Here is a 20,328-nt window from a genome sequence, read left to right as displayed (position 1 = left end):
TATTTTTATTTTTGATAAGGCCACTGGTCACACCCGGAATTGATACAATAAATGATGAACGAAAAGGCTTTTTCGTTCATCATTTATTGTTTTCGTTTAATACATATAGTCGTAAACAGGCAACTGTACCGGTTTGCCTTTCAGGGCTTCGATGGCTTTTGCGTTGAGGTAGTTTTTGCGGATCACGATACGGAACATGTATTCATCGAACCATTTGTCGGTGAATGTCAGATAGCCGTTGTGGCCGGAAGCTGCTCCCCAGCTGTTTTCGAACTCCCATTTTACGGGTTTGTCGTTTTCGTCGGTGTCGCAGGCCACCAGAGTCATGGCGTGGGAAGAGCCGCTCTGACGGGTGAGGATACGGGCTTTTTTATCCATATCCAGTTTCACGCCTAACAGGGATTCATAATCGTACATTTCGGGATCGAGGATACCTTCTTCCCGGTTGAACTGTTTCCCTACATCGCAGGAGGCATACATCGGCTCGTTGTTTTTAATGGAAGCCAGGGCGGCCTCTTTGATATCTTCGTTGGGCAGATTGAGATAAATCCAGTTGATTCCCTCGATGGTATTCCGGTAATTCTGAATTTCGTATGTTTTGTAATATTCCCGGGTCGGATCGTTCATGATCATGATATAGTTGGAAGGACTGTAGTCGGCCGGGGTGATTTCTTTGTAGAACTGTTTCGGCGTGTAATTGGCCAGCTCTTTGATATTCCCGTCTTTATCCTTATATCTCCACGTAAACTGATGAGGAGGCTCACCCAGGCAGAGGGCCAGAATCCGGTATACTTCTTTCAGCGTAGCCATTTTAGCGTTTGTAAGTTCCTTCCCTTTTTTGCCGGCAGCAGTCATTTCGCGCAGTTCATAACCACCTTGGCGCAGTCTTTCATTGATGATGCTCACCATCTGGGAAGTATTGTTGGAATGAGCGGTTTCGGGCATCACTTCCTGAGGCACTACTCCGTATTTCTCGGCAGCATTGTAATAAAGGTTCCATACTCCGCCGTCTCCTACAGGAGCTTTGAAGTATTCCACTACTGTCCGGTCGTCCATCGGTTGCTTGGCGGTTGCGATGATGTTTTCGAGGAAAAGATTCGACTTTTCGAAGATATCCCAGAAATACAGGTAGTTGTGTGAAAAATCGAATTGGCTGAGGTTGTATTTTTTCATGATCGACGGGCGTAATACGTTCATTGAGGTAAACATCCAGCACCGTCCGGAACTGAGCTGATTGGTAATGCCTTTCACATCTGCCCGGTATTTGAAATAATGGTCGATTTTACCTTGCAGATCACGGTTCAGGGCATTGCCTTTGATGTCTTTGTCGGCAGTCAGTATGTTCTGAATGGCTTTCGTAGAAGCATCCTTTTTGAAACTACTCTGGATTTCCTGCAGGTCTTTTTCGGAGAGCGCTTGTGCGAAAACTCCGGAGCAGGCCAGAAAGAGGGTCGTTGTGATTAAGGTTTTCTTCATTGTATCGGTATTTGAATTAAAAAATTACAGATGGATTACTTCGTCATAGGCAGCTGCTGCAGCCTCCATTACGGCTTCACTCATCGTCGGGTGCGGGTGAACGGTTTTGATGATATCGTGTGCGGTAACCCCTTTCTTCCGGGCTAAAACCAGTTCGGCAATCATTTCAGTGACGTTGGCACCGACCAGATGTGCACCGAGCAGTGTATGGTCCTTGGCATTGAAGATCAGCTTTATAAATCCATCGTTAGCTCCGGCTGCACTAGCTTTCCCTGAAGCGGTAAAAGGAAATTTACCGATTTTCAGTTCGTAACCGGCTTCGGCGGCTTTCGCTTCACTCAGGCCGACAGAGGCTACTTCGGGCGAAGTATAGGTACAACCCGGAATGTTGCCATAATCGATCGGTTCGGGAGTCAGGCCGGCTAATTTTTCTACACAACAAATGGCCTCTGCCGAAGCAACATGGGCCAGAGCCGGACCGTGTACGATATCTCCGATGGCATACACGCCTTCGACATTGGTACGGTAGTAGCCGTCTACTTTAATTTTACTTCTTTCCATTTCGATACCCAGTTCTTCCAACCCGATGTTTTCAACATTGGGAGCGATACCGACAGCCGACAATACCATTTCAGCTTCGTAGGTCTCGATTTGATCTTTCTTATTCCGGATATTGATTTTCAATAATTCACCACTGGTATCGATACTCTCGACGGTAGATTTTACCAATACTTCGATACCGGCTTTCTTGAACGAGCGTCCCACCTGTTTAGATACTTCTTCGTCTTCGACAGGCAGGATCGTAGGCATAAATTCCACCAGGGTCACTTTAGTCCCCATCGCATTATAGAACCAGGCCAGTTCCGAACCGATAGCTCCGGAGCCGACTACCAGCAGTGAAGCCGGTCGATGATCGAGGGTCAGCGCTTCACGGTAACCGATAATCCTTTTCCCATCCTGAGGAATGGCCGGCAATACCCGTGAACGTGCACCGGTAGCCAGGATAATATGTTTCGCTTCGTATATCGTTTGTTCCCCGGCGGCTGAAGTAACCGCTACTTTTTTATCTGCCGTCAGTTTCCCATGTCCGGGAATTACGGTAATGTTATTTTTTTTGAAAAGATACTGGATGCCTTTGCTCATTTTGTCGGCAACTCCCCGGCTACGGGCGATGATTGCCTGAAAATCGGGCTCTGCATGTTCGATCTGGATTCCGTAGGCCTCTGCATGTTGTGCATATTCGAGTACCTGAGCCGATTTTAATAAAGATTTGGTTGGGATACATCCCCAGTTCAGGCAGATTCCTCCTTGTTCGGCACGTTCCACTACAGCGACATTAAAACCCAATTGAGCACCACGAATGGCAGCCACATACCCCCCGGGGCCACTCCCGATGACGATTAAATCGTAATTCATATTTCAAACGTTTTAAATTTTCTTTGCTGCCACAAAACTAATAAAAGATCAGGGATAAAACAGCGCTTTATCCGATTTGGTAGAAATTTTTTCAAGGAAACTGGAGAAAAAGGGCGAATAATTTAAAAAAGTAGGTATAATTAGTTCGTAAAGTTCTTAAAGTTGCTCCTTCGTTGCTTAAAAGTTCATAAAAAAAGCACCCGCAGGATCCGGGAACTTTATAAACTAATTTAATTTTACAATTGAACGGATGGTTATTTTTTTGTTATCTGATTTTGTTTATCAACCAGCTGATCAGGAAAAAGAGAAGGAAACAGATTACGATGGTGGCACCGGTGGGAATATTCAGAAAGGCAGAAAGGAATAGTCCGGTAATCGAACCGGCGGTACTGACCAGGGCGGAAGCCAATAGTTGCTGTTTGAAGTTTTTGTAAAAGATGCCGGCGATAGCCTGAGGAATAGTCAGATAGGAAATGACCAGAATGATTCCGGCTAATTTCAGGGACAGCACGATACAAAGGGCGATGATCAGTGTGATGGCGATGTCTATCCGGTTGACATGCACATGGTGAGTACGGCTGTATTCTTTATCGAAAGCGATGTAGAATAACGGACGGTAGAAACGGGCGAAAAAAAGGATGATACCCAGACATAGAACCACGGAAAGGATAATCTGTTCCCGGGTAACGGTCAGGATATTCCCGAAGAGATACGACATCAGATTGGGGGCATACCCTGGAGTGAGGTAAATAAACAGGATACCGATTGCCATACCTGCCGACCAAAAGATGCCGATCAGGGAATCTTCCTTGAGCTTTTTACTGTCGGAAAGGAACAGAATTCCCAGGGCAGATAAAATCGAGAAGGCTGTAGCACCTAACATGGGAGATAATCCGAGGTAATATGAGAGTCCTAAGCCGCCGAAAGAAGCATGGGTGATTCCGCCGCTGATGAATACCATTCGTTTGGCAACGATGTAGGTACCTACCAATCCACAGCTGATACCGATCAACAACGTACTGATCAACGCATTCTGAAAAAAATCATATTTTAAAAGTTCCAGCATCTTCGATTCTTTTTATTCATTATTTCTTCTTCCTTTTTTCCTCAACTCTCCTTTTTCGTCTTTTCCCTTTTCGTCTCTTTGCCTATAGCTTTTAGTAGCTTCACCGCCTGCTACTGTTTACCTTTTTCGTGTTCCTTCAGCACCCGGTGCGGAATTTTTCCGTGAGTGATCAACTCGATGGGACAGTGGTACGATTGCAACTGTTCTGCACTGATCAGGTTAGAATTATGATAATGCAATTCCCGGTTGACACAAGCGATAGTCTTCACATAGGAACAGATAGTTCCCAGATCGTGAGATACCATGACTATGCTCAGCGATTTATTGAGTTCTTCCAGGATGGTGTAAAATTCCTTTTCGAAATTACTGTCTACATAAGTCGTCGGTTCGTCGAGGATCAGGATGCGGGGAGACGCAATGACCGCCCTGCAAAGGAATACCCGTTGCATCTGTCCGCCCGATAAATCGCCGATCGGTGCTTTCTTATATGCTCCCATACCGTATTGATCGAGTAAATCCCAGGCTTTTTGTTTTTCGGCTCGGGTATAGGATTTGTAAAGTCCCTTTTCGGACATCAGGCCGGAGAGGACTACTTCGGTGACATCGATGGGAAAACGCTGGTCGAAACGGCTGTTCTGCGGCAGATAGCCGAAGAGATTTTGTCTGGAGACGGGGTAAATGACCTCTCCGCTATAAGGCTTCAGTAACCCCAGTATCACTTTGAGCAGGGTGGTTTTCCCGCCCCCGTTGGGACCGATGATGCCAAGAAAGTCATGCTCATAAATTTTCAGATTGACTTGATGGAGAATGACTTCATGGTCATATCCGGCGCTTACATTTTTGAGTTCGAGTATGGGGGTCATGTTATTTTTCAGGTAAATATTTATCCAGGGTATCGATCAATCGGTTCATTTCAGCTGCCCAGTTTTCGGTCAGCGGGTCGATCTGAATGATTTGGCCTCCGATTTGTTTGGCTACGGATTCGGCATTATTGACATCGAATTGACTTTGGATAAAGATCATATGGATATTTTTTTCCAGGGCCAGATCGATGATTTTTTTCAAATGGGCCGGATTGGGTTCTTTCCCTTCGTCTTCGATCGAGATTTGTTCCATCCCGTAATCGGCAGCAAAATAAGTCAAAGCCGGATGATAGATCAGAAATATTTTGTCTTTTTTATGATCCAGTACTTGTTTGGCACGATCGGCAATGCTGTCGATCTTCTGGAGAAGGGCCTGGTAATTTTGTTCGAACTGTAGTTTTTGTTCCGGATATTTTTCCGATAGTACTTCATAGACGGTAGTAGCCATAGTGCGGGCATGTGCCGGAGAAAGCCAGATATGAGGATCTACTCCGTCGTGTTCGTCACCTGCGGCATGCGTATGCCCACAGCTTCCGTGAATCAGTTGCAGGTTGGCGGAGTGATTTACGATTTGGATATCCGGGCGGTTTTCGAGAACAGGAAATAGATGGATTTGTTCGAAAGGTAAATAACCGATGGTGAAACAAAGGTCGCTATCGTATAATTTCTTCAGTTGTTCCGTACTTAGATCACAGGTAGCCGGATTCATACCCGGAGGTATCATGACATTCACCGTCAGGTAATCACCGGCGATTTGTTCTGTCAGGTATTTTTGAGGAAGAATACTGACGCTCACCAGCCGGGTAGAAATGGATTTATTTTTACAGGAAATCAGGAGGTTCCCGATCAGAAAGAAAAAAAGGAATAAACGAAAATATTTGGTAATCATTGTGTTGAATAAAATATGTAAATCAAGTTATCTGTGCTATTTAGATTCGGTAAAGATAAGCTAAATTATCGGAATTTGAAACAGTAGTGTCATTTTCCAAATCTGTATTTTGTTAAATTTTCAATCGGCATTTTTATTTTTCGATTTTTACTTTATATTTGTCATGAATGAATACGAGCCATGGTCCTTTTTAATTCTAATATCAACCTGAATAATAATTGCAATGCAGAGCGGTTGCAAAGGGGAGGTTATGGTTAAAAACGGAACAGATCAGATATATGGATGAGCCTTCCCGATGCGGGGAGGCTTTTTTGTCGGTTATAAACTTAAATTTTTACCCTTATGAAGCAATTATTTTTACCGGAAGACTACACTTCGGTCTTGGATGTATGGCAGACAGAGCATGCCATTAAATTTATCAAGGACACCTTTCAATTGGCGCTGGCTGCGGAATTGAAGTTGCGCCGGATTACAGCACCTATTGTCGTTCCTTCGGGGAAGGGCTTGAACGATAACCTGAGCGGTACTGAACAGCCGGTGAGTTTCGGAGCCCGTGTATTAGGAGGACAACGAGCCGAGATCGTACAATCGCTGGCCAAATGGAAACGTTATGCTCTTTGGCGGCATCATATTCAGCCGGGTATGGGAATTTATACCGATATGAACGCTTTACGTCCGGATGAGACGATCGATAATATTCATTCGGTGTATGTCGATCAGTGGGATTGGGAGAAGGTGATTACCCCGGAAGAACGCACGCCGGAGCGGTTACAGCTTTGTGTCGAGAGAATTTATGCGGCCTTGAAACGTACCGAATTTTTATTGAGTGAACAATTCCCGGTATTACAACCCTTTTTACCCGATCGGATTCATTTTATACATGCCGAAGAGTTGAGAAAGCAATATCCCGGTTTGTCCCCCAAGGAAAGGGAAGAACGAATAGCCTGCCAGTTCGGGGCGGTTTTTATCCGGGGGATCGGAGGAGCTTTGGGGGATGGAACGATTCACGACGACCGTTCACCGGATTATGACGACTGGTCCACTGAGGCGGAAGACGGTTCGGTAGGTTTGAACGGAGATATCATTGTATGGAACCCTGTATTACAGTCTGCTTTCGAGATTTCTTCGATGGGGATCCGGGTGGATCGGGCTGCCTTGGAAAAACAATTGTGGCTGAAAAATGCAGGGGACCGGAAAAAATTGTATTTCCACTCTCTTTTGTTGGAAGGGAAATTACCCCAAACAATGGGGGGAGGAATCGGACAATCCCGGCTCTGTATGCTCTTATTGCAGAAATGTCATATCGGAGAGGTACAAGCCGGCTTATGGCCCGATGAGGTATTGACCGAATGCGAAAAAGCCGGGGTGTTTTTGTTTTAATACCGATAAAACAGAAAAAACGGTAACAACGGAAAGCATTATTGCTATTACCCTTGTTACCGTTTTATCGGTTGGCACCTGATTATTTTATTTCCTTCATCAGGCTTTCTACAGCTGCTTCCAGTTGCAGATCACGGCCTTTCATGGCGCTGGCCGGGTCGTTGGTCACTTTGATGTCCGGTTCGAGCTGCATATTCTCCAGGATGCGGCCTTGGTTGTCTTTCATTCCTACCTGAGGAATACCGAATACCAGGCTCGGATCCATCAGAGTTTCCCACCATACGGCGGTCATCGTTCCCGGTACAGGCATACCGATTACTTTACCGAGTCCCAGTTCTTTGTAGGCCCAGGGGAATCCGTGAGCGTTACTGTAGTTGCTTTCGCTGACTAATACGGCCGACGGTTTGTTCCATTGAGTGAACGGATCTTCACCGATGAATTGGCCACGTGGAACGAATTCGGCGTATTTCTTACCGCTCAGCAGGTGTAACAGGTCTTCATGTAGCCAGCCTCCGCCGTTGTAACGGGTGTCGACGATTATCGCTTCTTTGTTCCGGTATTTGCCCAGTATTTCAGAATATACTTTACGGAAACTGGGACTATCCATGCTCTTCACATGTACGTAACCGATTTTCCCATTGGATAGTTTTTCAACCATTTCCTGGCGTTGTTTTACCCAGCGGTTATATAGTAAACCGTTTTGGTTGCCGTAAGTGGTCGGTTTCACATATTCCTCCCATTCCTTTTTGGCAGAAGGATCGTAGATTGTCAGCATTACCCGTTTACCGCTCAGGTCTTCCAGTATCTGGAAATAATCCTGTCCTTTTTTGATTTCCTGATTGTTGATTTTCCGGATAATCATACCGGGTTTGATTTTACCACTGGTTAGATCCAGCGGACCTTTCTCCAGGATTTCCTTGATCTTCAGGCCATCGCCGTCGAATGTCTCGTCGTAAAAAACACCCAGGGCTGCCGTCTGTGAAGAACTGCCGCCTCCTTTGTAGCTGGCACCGGTATGGGAAGCATTCAGTTCGCCCAGTAATTCGGCCAACATTTCGGCAAAGTCGTAATTGTTGTTGATATAAGGCAGGAAGCGGGCATATTCTTTTTTATAGAAAGCCCAATCGATATTGTGAATGGTAGGATCGTAGAATTTATCTACTACTTGCTGCCAGACGTGATCGAACAGGTAAGCCCGTTCTTCGGGTTTCTTCCATTCGAACTCGGCATTGTAGCTCATACCTTTCAACTGGCCGGAATTCATATCCACTTTAGAGATTTGTCCGCCGGAAAGCAGGTACAGGTTTCTGCCGTCTTTACTCATAACGAGAGCACCGCCTCCTTTGTTCAGTTTGGATAACATACGGGTACTTCCGTTTTTAAAGTCTCTGACCCAAAGGTCGTAACCGCCTTCAAAAGCGCTCAGGTAATATAGTTTTGAAGCGTCGTTGGTCAGTACGGCGTCGCCCAGACGGGAAGAATGGATGGTCAGGCGTACCATCCGGTCTTCCAGGTTTTCAAAGTCGATTTTGAGTTCGGGGAGCTTGTTTTCTTCTGCTTTCGCTTTTTTACCTTCTTTTTCTCCTTCGTCTTTTTTATCTCCCTCTTCTTTTTTACCTTTTTTCCCGGCTTTATCTGCTTTGTCACCTTTCTTTTCCTGTTTCTTTTCAGCTTTGGCTTTTTCTTCGGCTTCTTTCCTTTTCTGTAACTCTTTTATTTCTTTATGAAGAGCCAGTTCTTCTTTGTTCATTCTGAATTCATCCCAGGCTTCCGGATCCAGGAATAAGGCATAGATGTCGTATTGAGCTCCCCAACTACCGTGGCTACGCATACCTTGACGGTCGGTCGACCAAATGATGGCTTTTCCGTTCATCATCCATTTGGGATTCTGATCGCTATATCCACTGTTGGTCAGGTTGTGGATTTCTCCGCTGCCGTCGGCTTTTACAAGAGCGATATCGTTATGCTGCCAGCCGCCGTGTTCGAAATATTTAGCCAGGATCCACCGACCGTCGGGAGACCATTGATACCATTGGTCGCCGTCTTGATAGGAATAGTTGTATTTAGCCGGAAGTACCGTTCTCGATTTTTTGCTTTTCAGATTGATTACCTTGATTTCGGTCCGGTTTTCGAGGTAAGCGATTTCTTTACCATCCGGAGAGAAAGAGGGTTGGAAACAAGCATTAGTACCCTTGGTGATCTGCTCTTCTTCGATTTCTTTGGCATAAGCGAAAGATTTATCGTCTTTGTCTTTGATCCGGGCGACATAGATATTCCAGTGACCGTTCCGTTCACCGGCATATACCAAAGAACGGCCGTCCGGTGAAAATTCGACTGAACGTTCCTGAGTGGCCGTATTGGTGATTCTTTTCGTCGTACCGTATTCGGCGTTAGCTACATATACATCTCCGCGAACAATGAAAGCGAATTCTTTGCCGTCGGGTGACAGAGCCATCTCGGAAGCTCCCCGGTTCCAATTCATTTTAGCAATAGGGGATTCGGTATTGTCGGCGATGATATCAACCGCTAATTTTTTCGGTTGTTTTCCGGGTTGCAGGGTGTAGATCTCTCCGTTGAAAAAGTAACACAACAAGCCGTCTTCAGAGCTGCTCAGGAAGCGGACCGGATGTTTGCTGTGTTTGGTGATTTGTTTGATGTCCGAAGGATTTTTCAGGGACATTTTGCATACATTGAAATCCCCGAAACGTTCACTCAGGAAATAGATGTTTTCGTCGTTATCGGCGAATACCGGGTTGCGGTCTTCCACCTGTTTGTTCGTCAGGTTGGTAAATTCCCCGCTTTTCAAGTCGTGAATCCAGATATCCCGGCATACGGAAGATTTGTGGTGTTTCCGCCAGTTGTCTTCATATCCTTTATAATCGTGATAAATGATTTTATCGCCTTTTTTGTTGAAATTGATGTCGAAGGCGTCGAACGTCAGAAACTGTTCCGGCCGTCCTCCATCGACACTGATCTTGTACACCTGCCCTCCACTGGGGAACTGGCCGTATTCTGCATCGGGCATGACATTGGAACGATAGAGGATTTCTTTACCGTCGGGAGTGAAACATACGGGGATTTCGCTGCCTGAATAATAGGTCAGGCGGGTAGGGGTGCCGCCGCTTACCGGAACGGTATATAGGTTCAATCCTTCGTCCCGGGCAGAAGTGAAAGCGATGGTTTTTCCGTCCGGTGACCAAACAGGCCGGCTGTCATAAGCCGGATGGGTGGTCAGCTGGGTAGCTCTACCACCTTCACTGCTTACCAGAAAGATGTCTCCTTTGTAACAGAATGCGATGGTTTTTCCGTCGGGAGAAATCGCCGGATAACGCATCCATAGCGGATTTTCCTGAGCTGACAGCCCGGAAAAAACAAGGGCTAGAAACCCTGTACAGATAATTTTGATCAGGTTCATGTTTTGCTATAATTGATGTTAAATTTATATCCACCCTCATTTGAAATCACCCGAAATCGAACGACCTCGGTATAAAACGGTGTTAAAAGTAGTGATTTTAACTGTAAAGCGAAATCGGTTGCAGAAGTTTAACGAAAAATTTGGATTTGGACTTGGATAAACAAACGGGGCTGTTATAGAATGAATGGTATTCTCCAAACAGCCCCGGAAACCGATATACTTTTATTTTATAGATAATTTTTAGGTAAAGTATAATTACAGTGTCTTAACTGAAATAGATAATAGTATATTATAGAATATTTTATTTTTGCAAAATAATATAATTATTATTTGATTTGTAAACTAATCTGGATTTGTATTCAGACTAGTTATTGGGAAAATAATAATTTTTATTCATTTTAATTAAATATTGTAAAAGTGTTTATTCTTGTCTCTGTCATAATTTAATAGGTGTATGATGAAAAAATATCTTTCTCTATTTTTTATCCTGCTTTCGATGGCTTGTAGCAAAAAGAATCGGATCACTGAATTGAAGATGCCTCCGGTGATTCATCTGACCGGTGAAAAGGTTGAAACTATTCTGCCCCGGTGTTATGAAACCGGTGTATTGGTAGACTCTTTTTTGGTACTGAAAGAAAAATGTACGGATACCATGTTTTATCTTTTCAGTACGAACACTGACCGGGAAATTTTTCGATTTGGAAGGGAAGGACGGGGCGTTTGTGAGTTTTATTATCCTTTTTTTCTAGTTAACTCCTTTGCTTATGATTCGCTGATTATTTACGATAGCCCTGCCGCTACGTTAACAAAAATAGATTTAGCTGCCCTTGTGGAAAGCCGGGATATAGCGAAATGCGTAAATTCGGAGCATTTATATAGAAACCTGAATTTTATGTATAACTTCAATAAGATAGATTCTGCTTTTATCGGAACTTTTATCGAGAAAGACGAGGGGCTTTTTTCCTTTTGTAACCGAAATAACGGAGAGATAAAAAATACGGATTATGTTCCTTATTATTTTTATGAAAAGGGACGTAAAGATGCTTATTGCCATCATGTACTAGTTTCTGAAAAGGACAATTCGATTATCGTCCCGTTTAAATATATGAATTTAATTAACTGTTATGATTTGGATGGAAATTTAAAGGTGACCTATGCTTTGGATTGGATCAAAGAAGAGATAAATACACAAATTCGGGTGGATGATCATACTACAGTAACCTTTTATCGAGCTTATGCTACTCAAAATTATTGTTATCTTCTATGGGAAGGATGTAAAATTGAGGATGCTCGAAAATATCCCACTAAAATTGTTGTGATGAGTTGGAATGGAAAGTTGGAAAAGGTGTATGAATTAAATAATTTCATTGATTTTATTATTCCGGATGAAAATCAAAAAGTGATTTATGGAGGCGTGTTTAATTTCGGAACAGAAGTTACTGAAATTCATAAGTACCCGATGCTTTAGAATAAAAAAACGTCCCCGAAAGGACGTTTTTAATTTATCTGATCACTAGCTTTAATTTTTTTTATAGATTCCCAGTTTGTCCGGATTGAAGCTGTTGATCATTTCATCGTGGGCAGCTACTTTGGCTTTACCGTAATTGATGAAAATTTCGGCAGACTTCACATACTTATCGTATTTCTGTGCATCCTGCAGCAACAGGTAACCGATAATGGTATAACCGGCCATTTCCACCAGACGGCGGGCATGGAAGTCGGTATATTCGGTACTGCCGGCTTCAGCTACTTTGGCTGTTGCGGCTTCGAGTTTACCGGTCATGCATTTCAGGGTTTCGCGCAGGTATTCGTGTTCCGGAGCGATCTCCATTTTCTCGTATACTTCGCGGATATGTTTTGCATATTGTCCGGTGGTGACGCCACGGATGGCAGCTACTACCTGCAACTGGGAAGTACCTTCGTAAATATTGGTGATTCGGGCATCCCGCACGTAACGCTGGATAGGATAGTCTTTCATAAATCCTGATCCACCGTGGATCTGCAAGGCATCGTAAGTGATTTCATTGGCATATTCACTGGCGAAAAGCTTCTGTAGCGGAGTATAGATGTCGGCTAATTTCTGATATTCCTTCATCTCGTTGCGTTCGTCTTTGTCCAGGGCTCTTTCTTTGGAGATATGGTAATAGGTCTTGTACATATCTACAAAACGGGCTGTTTCATAAAGAACGGAACGGATACCATGTAACTTGGCTTCCATATTGGAAAGCATTTCGTAAATAGCCGGGAACTCGATAATGGCCTTACCGAACTGTTTCCTTTCCTGAGCGTATTTCAATCCTTCGCGATAAGCGGCTTCGGCAATACCGACCGATTGGGCGCCGATACCCAGACGGGCTGCGTTCATCAGTGCCATCACGTATTTGATCAATCCCATTTTACGTTCGCCTACCAGTTCGGCCGGAGCATTTTTGAATACCAGCTCACAGGTCGGAGAACCTTTGATCCCTAATTTATTTTCGATACGACGTACGGTAACGGCATTGCTGTTGCGGTCATAGATGAACATGGAAAGTCCGCGTCCGTCGTTCGTTCCGGCTTCCGAACGGGCCAGTACTAAGGAAATATGTCCGTCCCCGTTGGTGATGAAACGTTTTACACCATTCAGATACCATTGTCCGTCGGCTTCGTTATAGGTTGCCTTCAGCTGTACGGCCTGTAAGTCGGAACCGGCATCCGGTTCGGTCAGGTCCATCGCACAGGTCTCGCCGGCACATACGCGGGGCAGGTATTTGGCTTTTTGTTCGTCACTGGCAAATTCGTTGATCGTTTCGGCACAATCCTGTAATCCCCAGATGTTCTGCAATCCGGCATCGGCCCGGGCAACGATCTCGGCGGCCATGATAAACGGGGTGATCGGGAAATTCAAACCGTTGTATTTTCTCGGGAGAGAAATACCGTTCAAGCCGGCTTGATTGATCACATCGATGTTTTGTTGGGTACCGGCGGCATATTTTACATGACCGTCGACTACCTGCGGGCCTTCGGCATCTACCGATTCGGCATTCACAGCTACGACATCCCCGCAAATTTCTCCGACAATTTCCAATACTTTATCATAGTTGTCGAAAGCATCTTCGAAGTCGCGCGGTGCGTTGTCATATTGCTGGGCTTCCGTGTAATTGCGCTCTTTCAGGGCAACGATCTTTTCCATCAACGGGTGGCCGAGGTGGAATTTTATATCTTCATTATCTGTATAAAAATTAGCCATAATGTTTTGATTTTAAGTTTTATTTGCTGTTTTTCTTGTAATACTGGATCATCTTCGGGATAACGACATTCAGGTCGCCGGTGATGACATAATCAGCAAATTTATTGATCGGGGCGTTGCTATCGGTATTGATCGCAATCACCATGGCAGACTCTTCCATTCCTGCAGTATGCTGGATCTGGCCTGAAATACCGCAAGCGATGTACAGTTTAGGACGTACGGTGGTACCGGTTTGGCCGATCTGACGCTCGTGTTCGCAAAAACCGGCATCGACGGCAGCACGCGAAGCTCCGACTTCTCCGCCTAGAACGGTAGCCAGTTCATGCAGTAACTGGAAGTTTTCTTTCGAACCGACACCATAGCCTCCGGCAACAATGATCGGAGCTGCTTTCAGGTTCACTTTGGATTTTTCCATGTGACGTTCGATCACATGGATGACGAAATCTTCCGGAGTGGTGAACTGATTCACATCGATCATTTTGATTTCTCCCTGGTGGTTCGCATTGAAGATTTCTTTTTTCATCACTCCTTCGCGGACGGTAGCCATCTGAGGACGGCAATCCGGATTTACGATCGTAGCAACGATGTTTCCGCCGAAAGCCGGACGGATTTGGTATAACAGGTTGTGATATATTTTATTGTTTTTCTTGTCTTCATAATCTCCGATTTCCAGACTGGTACAGTCGGCTGTCAGACCGCTGTGCAGGGCCGAAGACACCCGGGGACCCAGGTCACGGCCGATACTGGAAGCTCCCATAAAAGCGATCTGAGGTTTTTCCTGTTTAAACAGGTTGACTAAAATGGAGGTATGAGGGAGAGTGGTGTAAGGAGCCAGACGTTTGTCATCGCCCAGCCAAAGTACGTCTACTCCATAAGGGAAGACTTGTTTTTCAACTCCTTTGAGGTCGCTACCCAATACGATAGCTTCGAGTTTTACGCCTAATTCAGTGGCAAGGGTACGTCCTTTGGTCAGTAGCTCGAGGCTTACATCTGCAATAATACCCTCTTCTATTTCGCAATATACAAATACACTGTTCATAAATATTTAGCTTTTATAGCTTAAGCTTATAGCCTTTCGCCTTTTACTTTTTACTTTTTTACCTTTTACTTTTTACCTTACCCCACGGTATGGTTAACGATCAGTTCTTTCATCATTTCATCGATGGCTGTGTCGCTAGGCTCGAGTACTTTGGCTTCTTTGGCCTGAAATACGACGCTTTCAATGTTTTTCACTTTCGTCGGAGAACCGCTCAATCCCAGTTCCTGGGCTTCGCAAGTGATGTCGTTGACACTCCATTCGGTAATTTTCAGGTAAGGACGTTCCTGGAGCAGGTTGAGGTAATCTTCATCGGCATCCTGCATTTCCTGGGTAGCCCGGGCGTATTTATATTTCATCACATAGCGTGCGTTACGGGGGCGGCAGGGGGCAGCAGAACCGTTAACGGTCACGACGCAGGGTACCGGACATTCTACCACTTCTATACCTCTTTCGAGACGACGTTTGATCGTGATCTTGCCGGCTGTAATATCCAGAATATCTTCTGCATAAGTGACTTGTGGCAGCCCCAGTTTTTCAGCTACCTGAGGCCCCACTTGAGCCGTATCTCCGTCGATAGCCTGACGGCCGCAGATCAGCAGGTCGGTCTGCAAGTTCCGGAGCGCACAAGCTAACGCATAAGAAGTGGCCAGGGTATCGGAACCGGCAAAAGCACGGTCGGATAACAAATATCCGCCATCTGCGCCTCTGTACATGGCTTCACGTATGATTTCTGCAGCACGGCCGGGGCCCATCGTCAGAATGTGCACTGTAGTCCCTTCAATTTTATCTTTTATCCGTAATGCCTGTTCCAGGGCATTTAAATCTTCAGGGTTAAAAATAGCAGGTAAGGCTGCTCTGTTTACAGTTCCATCCGCTTTCATAGCATCTTTTCCCACATTTCTGGTATCGGGAACCTGCTTCGCAAGAACAACAATTTTCAGTCCTTTCATGTTACATTATTTAAGTTATCATCCCTTCAAACGATTGAAAAAGTCGAAAGGATTTTAAGATTAATATTTGCTGAATTACACCGTTTAGTACAGGTTTTCCAAACACTTTGAAGCGATTCCGATCACTTCCGGCAGTACCGGAAACTTGTAACTATTTGGTGAGCAAAGATAATACAATAAAGGTAAAAGGTGAAAAGTAAAAGGTAAAAAGTGAAAAAAGTAGGAAGTGAAGGGATGAAACGGTGGAAGTGGTGGAAAAGAAAAAGGGAACGGTAAAAGCGGCAGGGAGGAAGGAGGCATTTTTGCCGTTGTTCCCGTTTTAGCCGCTTTTACCGTTTCGTCCGTTACTTGTAATTCTGAGCGAATTCGCGGCCCGCACGTAGGGCTTTGAGGTTCATCTCTACGATTTCAGCGCCTTTGCGGCTGAAGATGGCACGGATGCCTTCTTCCAGGTATTCGAACGGAATTTCGATGAAGGGAGAAGCTGCTCCCAACATGACGAAATTGCTGGCTCTGACGTTACCGGCAGATTCTTTAGCAATGGTATCGGCATCTATAATCACCTGATGGGGAAGGCTTTTGAGTGTACTCATCACTTTTTCTACTTCGGGGTAGTTGGGGATATTGATAAAAGGTGTGGAGTTGGTCACCACAAATCCGCCTTCCCGTAGATAGGGGAGGTAACGAAGAGCTTCCATCGGCTCTACGGATAAGATGATGTCGGCACGTCCTTTGGCGATCAGGTCCGAATAGATCGGGCGGTCTGAAATACGCATGAAAGATTGTACATCACCGCCTCGCTGGCTCATACCGTGAGTCTCGGCTTGTTTCATATATAGATTGTTAGTCAGTGCAGCCGAGCCCAAAGCCGCTGCGATAGACAAAATACCCTGCCCTCCTACGCCTGCTAATATAATATCTGTTTTCATAATTTTTTACCTTTAACTTTTTAGCCTTTAGCCTGTAGCTTATTACTTATTCTATTTTTTCTTATTGTCCCTGGCTGCTTTCTGGATGCATACTCTCCGGGGGATGATGACCGATACTCCTTTGTATTCCAGTTCTTCCCGGATAATTCGGCACAGTTCCTCATGGTTCTTGGGTACCGGCAGCAATACCCGGATGTGTTCGGGTTCTACTCCGATACCCTGGCAGATCGATTCTATTTTTCCCAGGGCCGAGGATTCCTGACCTCCGGTCATAGAAATCGATTCGTTGTCGGAGATGATCACTGTGATCGGCGTTTTTTCGTTGACGGCATCCAATAAACCGGTCATACCGGAATGGGTGAAAGTCGAGTCGCCGATAACCGCTACCGTTGGGAATAATCCGGCGTCACAGGCTCCTTTGGCCATCGTGATAGAAGCTCCCATGTCGACACAAGAGTTGATGGACTGGAAAGGAGGAAGTGCACCTAAAGTATAACAGCCGATATCTGAAAATACCCGTCCTTCGCCATAGGTCGCGATGACTTCGTTGAGGGCTTTATAGACATCGCGATGGCTGCAACCCGTACAGAGTGCAGGTGGACGGGGAGCGACGATCTCAGGTACAGGGGCTCCTTCTTTGGTATTGAAACAAAGGGCTTTGCCTACTAAGTCCGGATTTAATTCGCCATCCCGGGGCAGGGTGCCGTCCAGGCGTCCCATGATGTTGTCTTTGCCGGGGTACCCTTTCAGCATTTCTTCTACAACGGGATAACCTTCTTCGAGTACCAGAATCTGTTTACACTCGCGCAATAGACGTTTGATCATCTTACGGGGTAACGGATATTGGCTGACTTTTACTACCGGATAGATACAGCCACCGTCAAAATTTTCCAACAGATAATTGTAGGTAATTCCGCAAGCGATGATTCCGAGTGATTTATCACTACCGTCGATATATTGATTGAAGGGAGATTGTTCGGATGCTTTTACAAAATCCGCCTGTTTCTCAAGTAAGAGTTTATAGCGTTTACGGGCGATAGCCGGGAGCAGTACGAACTGGCGTTTATCCTCCGGCAAGTGCAAGTGATTTTCCGGCAGGCTATCGTGCGTTTCGACTCCGGCACGGGAGTGGGCCAGACGGGTGGTAATCCGCATCAATACGGGAGAACCTACCGTTTCGGAGAGAGCGAAACCGTAACGGGTCATTTCGTAAGCTTCTTGCTGGTTCGAAGGTTCGAGTACCGGTACAAAGGCAAATTTACCATATACCCGGGAATCCTGCTCATTTTGCGAGGAATGCATCGAAGGATCGTCGGCTGCGGTAACTACCAGTCCACCGTTAGCTCCGGTAATAGCTGCATTCATGAAGCAGTCGGCTGCCACATTCATACCGACGTGTTTCATACATACCAAGGCTCTTTTGCCGGCGTAAGACATGCCTAAAGCCGATTCCATGGCCGTCTTTTCGTTGGCTGCCCATGCCCGGTGTACATTACGGGCGATAGCCTCTTTAGAATTCTGAATATATTCGGTGATTTCTGTCGAAGGAGTACCGGGATAGGCATATACGCCTGAAATTCCGCTGTCAATGGCTCCCTGAGCTATTGCTTCGACACCTAATAATAGCTGTTTTTGCATAATTTTGTCTGATTTTATAGATTATATGATATTACAATAACACAAACGTCGGAGACGTCTCGGAAATAAAATGTTGAATAATTCGAAAGTGAAGGCAATAACTGCCCCGGAATCAGAGTCCCCAGTGGAATTTCAAGGTACCCATGATATAAGCTAAAACGAAATAATATTCAAAAGGACGGTACATATCGCTAAACGCATATCATGTAAAACGTTTGCGAAGATAGAAATATTCTTTAAAAAAAGAAAGCTCCAACGTATTTTTCAGGTATTTTTTTATTTTTAGCCTTTACCCTCTGGTTTTTAGCCTTTTTACTTTTTTTTCCATATCTCCCAATTTTTTTCCGCCTGTCCCAGCCACATCGCATAACCGTTGCAGGCATGAGCTCCGGCTGCTCTTCCCTTTTGCATGAAAGTGGTTGTTTCGGGATTATAGACCAGGTCGAAAAGATAATGTCCGGCAGTGAGGAGCTCGTAGGGAAGGGGAGGAAACTCCGATGTATCGGGCCAGGTGCCCAGAGGGGTTGTATTTACGATCAGCGGATAACCGGTTATTAAATCCGGTAACGCTGCATAGCCGATCTCGTCTGCCTGGCGGGGAGTACGGGATACGGTCGATACTTCCATATTCAGAGAGTGCAGGGCGTAACGCACGGCTTTGGCAGCTCCGCCATTCCCCAGAATCAGTGCTTTGGAAATAGCTGCGGGAATAAATTCCAGCAAAGCTTTCCGAAAACCGTACATATCCGTATTATATCCCACCAGATAGGGGTGCCCATTCGGATGGCTCACCTTGACGCAATTGACGGCACCGATAGCCCGGGCTTCTTCACTGATCTCGTCCAGAAAGGGAAGGATATTTTGTTTGTGAGGGATCGTGACATTAAAACCGCAAAGGTCGGGCGTTTGTTGTAATAGTGTTGGAAGCTGCCGGATGTCGGGCATTTCGAAGCTCCGATATTCAGCAGCGATATTTTCTTTTTGGAATTTCTCGTTAAAATAGCGGGGCGAGCAGGAATGCCCCAAAGGGTATCCGATGATTCCGTATATTTGCATGATTACTGTTGCTTTTGCATTTTCTTTCCGATGAACTCTATGCCATAAATAAGCACAAAACCCACGATACACATCACGATCGCTTCCACTAAAAGCGGATCGGATTGCGTCAGTTCCTGAAAATAATGCGGAGATACATTCGCTTCCACCAAAGGTCTTACCACTCCGTGTGAGTCGGTATAGGTTTCCAGAGTTTCTTTCCAGGGCCATACTTTATTCAGAGACCCTACCATGAATCCCGTTAGGGTAGCGACTGTCGCTGTATGATATTTTTTTAAAAGCCAGGATAACAGATGGGAAAAACTGATGATACCGGCAACCGCTCCGACGATGAATAACAACATCACCCCGATGTTCAGGCTGCTGACAGCTCCGAGGATATAGGAGTATTTCCCCATCAGTAGTAAAATGAATGCCCCGGATATGCCCGGTAAAATCATGGCACAAATAGCTATGGCGCCGGATAAGATGATAAACCACCATGTATTGGGAGTCTCGGCCGGCGACATCACGGTAATGACATAGGCGATACAACCTCCTGCAATCAGTGAGATCACCGTACCGATATGCCAGTGTTTGATTTCTTTGGCTACCAGTACCGACGAAGCGACGATCAAACCGAAGAAAAACGACCAGATATAAATGGGATGATGTTCCAGTAACCAGGTCATGAGTTTGGCCAGAGAGAAGATAGAGATGGCGATACCACCGGCCACTCCGAGTAGGAATGACCCGTTGATCTTTTTCCAAAAGTCTGCAAACTTCAGGCTGAGCAGCAATTTTAAAGCTTGGAGGTCTATACTTTTGATCGAATCGATCAATTCTTCATAAATCCCCGTAATGAAGGCGATCGTACCGCCGGAAACACCCGGAACCACATCTGCTGCACCCATGGCACAGCCTTTCAGTACCAACAATAAATAATTCTTTTGTTTTCCCATATTTTTCTGTTCACTTTTCGAATTTTATAAAAAAATAAATC

15 protein-coding genes are annotated in these 20,328 nt (G+C 45.3%); 2 read left to right on the top strand and 13 right to left on the bottom strand.

The genetic code is table 11. From position 1 onward, the window contains the following. Nucleotides 1–96: 96 nt before the first annotated feature. The 5 genes from ODOSP_RS10920 to ODOSP_RS10900 form a co-directional block, all read right to left on the bottom strand. The gene (locus tag ODOSP_RS10920) at nt 97–1,476 is read right to left on the bottom strand and encodes a C1 family peptidase (protein ID WP_013612365.1); all 1,380 of its coding nucleotides are present in this window, start codon (nt 1,474–1,476) and stop codon (nt 97–99) included. Between the two features lie 24 nt (nt 1,477–1,500). After that, entirely contained in the window at nt 1,501–2,892 is a 1,392-nt protein-coding gene (gene lpdA / locus ODOSP_RS10915; RefSeq protein WP_013612364.1) for a dihydrolipoyl dehydrogenase, read from the bottom strand. A gap of 265 nt (nt 2,893–3,157) precedes the next feature. Next, on the bottom strand, nt 3,158–3,958 hold the full coding sequence (locus tag ODOSP_RS10910) for a metal ABC transporter permease (protein WP_013612363.1): 801 nt from the start codon (nt 3,956–3,958) through the stop codon (nt 3,158–3,160). Between the two features lie 110 nt (nt 3,959–4,068). Then, the gene (locus tag ODOSP_RS10905) at nt 4,069–4,821 is read right to left on the bottom strand and encodes a metal ABC transporter ATP-binding protein (protein WP_013612362.1); all 753 of its coding nucleotides are present in this window, start codon (nt 4,819–4,821) and stop codon (nt 4,069–4,071) included. A gap of 1 nt (nt 4,822) precedes the next feature. Further along, nucleotides 4,823–5,710, bottom strand: a complete 888-nt coding sequence (locus ODOSP_RS10900; RefSeq protein WP_013612361.1) for a metal ABC transporter solute-binding protein, Zn/Mn family — start codon at nt 5,708–5,710, stop codon at nt 4,823–4,825. 342 nt (nt 5,711–6,052) lie between these two features. Here ODOSP_RS10900 and asnA point away from each other — a divergent pair, with 342 nt between their 5' ends. Beyond that, on the top strand, nt 6,053–7,090 hold the full coding sequence (gene asnA, locus ODOSP_RS10895) for an aspartate--ammonia ligase (RefSeq protein WP_013612360.1): 1,038 nt from the start codon (nt 6,053–6,055) through the stop codon (nt 7,088–7,090). 82 nt (nt 7,091–7,172) lie between these two features. Here the strand turns inward: asnA and ODOSP_RS10890 are convergent, their stop codons facing one another. Further along, nucleotides 7,173–10,496: a S41 family peptidase gene (locus tag ODOSP_RS10890; RefSeq protein WP_371311726.1), complete on the bottom strand. Its 3,324-nt coding sequence runs from the start codon at nt 10,494–10,496 to the stop codon at nt 7,173–7,175. Nucleotides 10,497–10,959: 463 nt separating this feature from the next. Here ODOSP_RS10890 and ODOSP_RS10885 point away from each other — a divergent pair, with 463 nt between their 5' ends. Next, a complete protein-coding gene (locus ODOSP_RS10885) occupies nt 10,960–11,973 on the top strand; it encodes a hypothetical protein (protein WP_013612358.1) in 1,014 nt (337 codons plus the stop codon). A gap of 51 nt (nt 11,974–12,024) precedes the next feature. Here the strand turns inward: ODOSP_RS10885 and ODOSP_RS10880 are convergent, their stop codons facing one another. The 7 genes from ODOSP_RS10880 to ODOSP_RS10850 all read right to left on the bottom strand — a co-directional run bounded on the left by ODOSP_RS10880 (nt 12,025) and on the right by ODOSP_RS10850 (nt 20,287). After that, nucleotides 12,025–13,734 (bottom strand): acyl-CoA dehydrogenase family protein, encoded by a 1,710-nt coding sequence (locus ODOSP_RS10880; RefSeq protein ID WP_013612357.1) that lies wholly within the window; start codon nt 13,732–13,734, stop codon nt 12,025–12,027. A 19-nt stretch (nt 13,735–13,753) separates the two neighbouring features. Next, entirely contained in the window at nt 13,754–14,773 is a 1,020-nt protein-coding gene (locus ODOSP_RS10875; RefSeq protein ID WP_013612356.1) for an electron transfer flavoprotein subunit alpha/FixB family protein, read from the bottom strand. Between the two features lie 77 nt (nt 14,774–14,850). Continuing rightward, nucleotides 14,851–15,723 (bottom strand): electron transfer flavoprotein subunit beta/FixA family protein, encoded by an 873-nt coding sequence (locus ODOSP_RS10870; RefSeq protein ID WP_013612355.1) that lies wholly within the window; start codon nt 15,721–15,723, stop codon nt 14,851–14,853. Between the two features lie 344 nt (nt 15,724–16,067). Next, nucleotides 16,068–16,652, bottom strand: coding sequence for an indolepyruvate oxidoreductase subunit beta (locus tag ODOSP_RS10865; RefSeq protein WP_013612354.1), 585 nt, complete (start codon nt 16,650–16,652; stop codon nt 16,068–16,070). Nucleotides 16,653–16,703: 51 nt separating this feature from the next. Next, on the bottom strand, nt 16,704–18,290 hold the full coding sequence (locus tag ODOSP_RS10860) for a thiamine pyrophosphate-dependent enzyme (RefSeq protein WP_013612353.1): 1,587 nt from the start codon (nt 18,288–18,290) through the stop codon (nt 16,704–16,706). Between the two features lie 312 nt (nt 18,291–18,602). Beyond that, nucleotides 18,603–19,346 carry a shikimate dehydrogenase family protein gene (locus ODOSP_RS10855; protein WP_013612352.1) on the bottom strand — a complete coding sequence of 248 codons (744 nt, stop codon included), beginning with the start codon at nt 19,344–19,346 and terminating at the stop codon, nt 18,603–18,605. A 2-nt stretch (nt 19,347–19,348) separates the two neighbouring features. Next, nucleotides 19,349–20,287, bottom strand: coding sequence for a polyprenyl-phosphate transporter (locus ODOSP_RS10850; RefSeq protein ID WP_013612351.1), 939 nt, complete (start codon nt 20,285–20,287; stop codon nt 19,349–19,351). Nucleotides 20,288–20,328: the final 41 nt, after the last annotated feature.

The organism is Odoribacter splanchnicus DSM 20712 (assembly GCF_000190535.1).
GTDB lineage: Bacteria > Bacteroidota > Bacteroidia > Bacteroidales > Marinifilaceae > Odoribacter > Odoribacter splanchnicus.
The sequence above is the reverse complement of the archived record's forward strand: the minus strand, read 5'-3'. Positions and strand labels throughout refer to the sequence as shown.

Coding starts and splice junctions, on each gene's coding strand:
- ODOSP_RS10865 (WP_013612354.1), bottom strand. CDS start 16,652: ATGAAAACAGATATTATATTAGCAGGCGTAGGAGGGCAGGGTATTTTG.
- ODOSP_RS10860 (WP_013612353.1), bottom strand. CDS start 18,290: ATGCAAAAACAGCTATTATTAGGTGTCGAAGCAATAGCTCAGGGAGCC.
- ODOSP_RS10900 (WP_013612361.1), bottom strand. CDS start 5,710: ATGATTACCAAATATTTTCGTTTATTCCTTTTTTTCTTTCTGATCGGG.
- ODOSP_RS10910 (WP_013612363.1), bottom strand. CDS start 3,958: ATGCTGGAACTTTTAAAATATGATTTTTTTCAGAATGCGTTGATCAGT.
- lpdA (WP_013612364.1), bottom strand. CDS start 2,892: ATGAATTACGATTTAATCGTCATCGGGAGTGGCCCCGGGGGGTATGTG.
- ODOSP_RS10855 (WP_013612352.1), bottom strand. CDS start 19,346: ATGCAAATATACGGAATCATCGGATACCCTTTGGGGCATTCCTGCTCG.
- ODOSP_RS10905 (WP_013612362.1), bottom strand. CDS start 4,821: ATGACCCCCATACTCGAACTCAAAAATGTAAGCGCCGGATATGACCAT.
- ODOSP_RS10885 (WP_013612358.1), top strand. CDS start 10,960: ATGATGAAAAAATATCTTTCTCTATTTTTTATCCTGCTTTCGATGGCT.
- ODOSP_RS10880 (WP_013612357.1), bottom strand. CDS start 13,734: ATGGCTAATTTTTATACAGATAATGAAGATATAAAATTCCACCTCGGC.
- ODOSP_RS10920 (WP_013612365.1), bottom strand. CDS start 1,476: ATGAAGAAAACCTTAATCACAACGACCCTCTTTCTGGCCTGCTCCGGA.
- ODOSP_RS10875 (WP_013612356.1), bottom strand. CDS start 14,773: ATGAACAGTGTATTTGTATATTGCGAAATAGAAGAGGGTATTATTGCA.
- ODOSP_RS10870 (WP_013612355.1), bottom strand. CDS start 15,723: ATGAAAGGACTGAAAATTGTTGTTCTTGCGAAGCAGGTTCCCGATACC.
- ODOSP_RS10850 (WP_013612351.1), bottom strand. CDS start 20,287: ATGGGAAAACAAAAGAATTATTTATTGTTGGTACTGAAAGGCTGTGCC.
- asnA (WP_013612360.1), top strand. CDS start 6,053: ATGAAGCAATTATTTTTACCGGAAGACTACACTTCGGTCTTGGATGTA.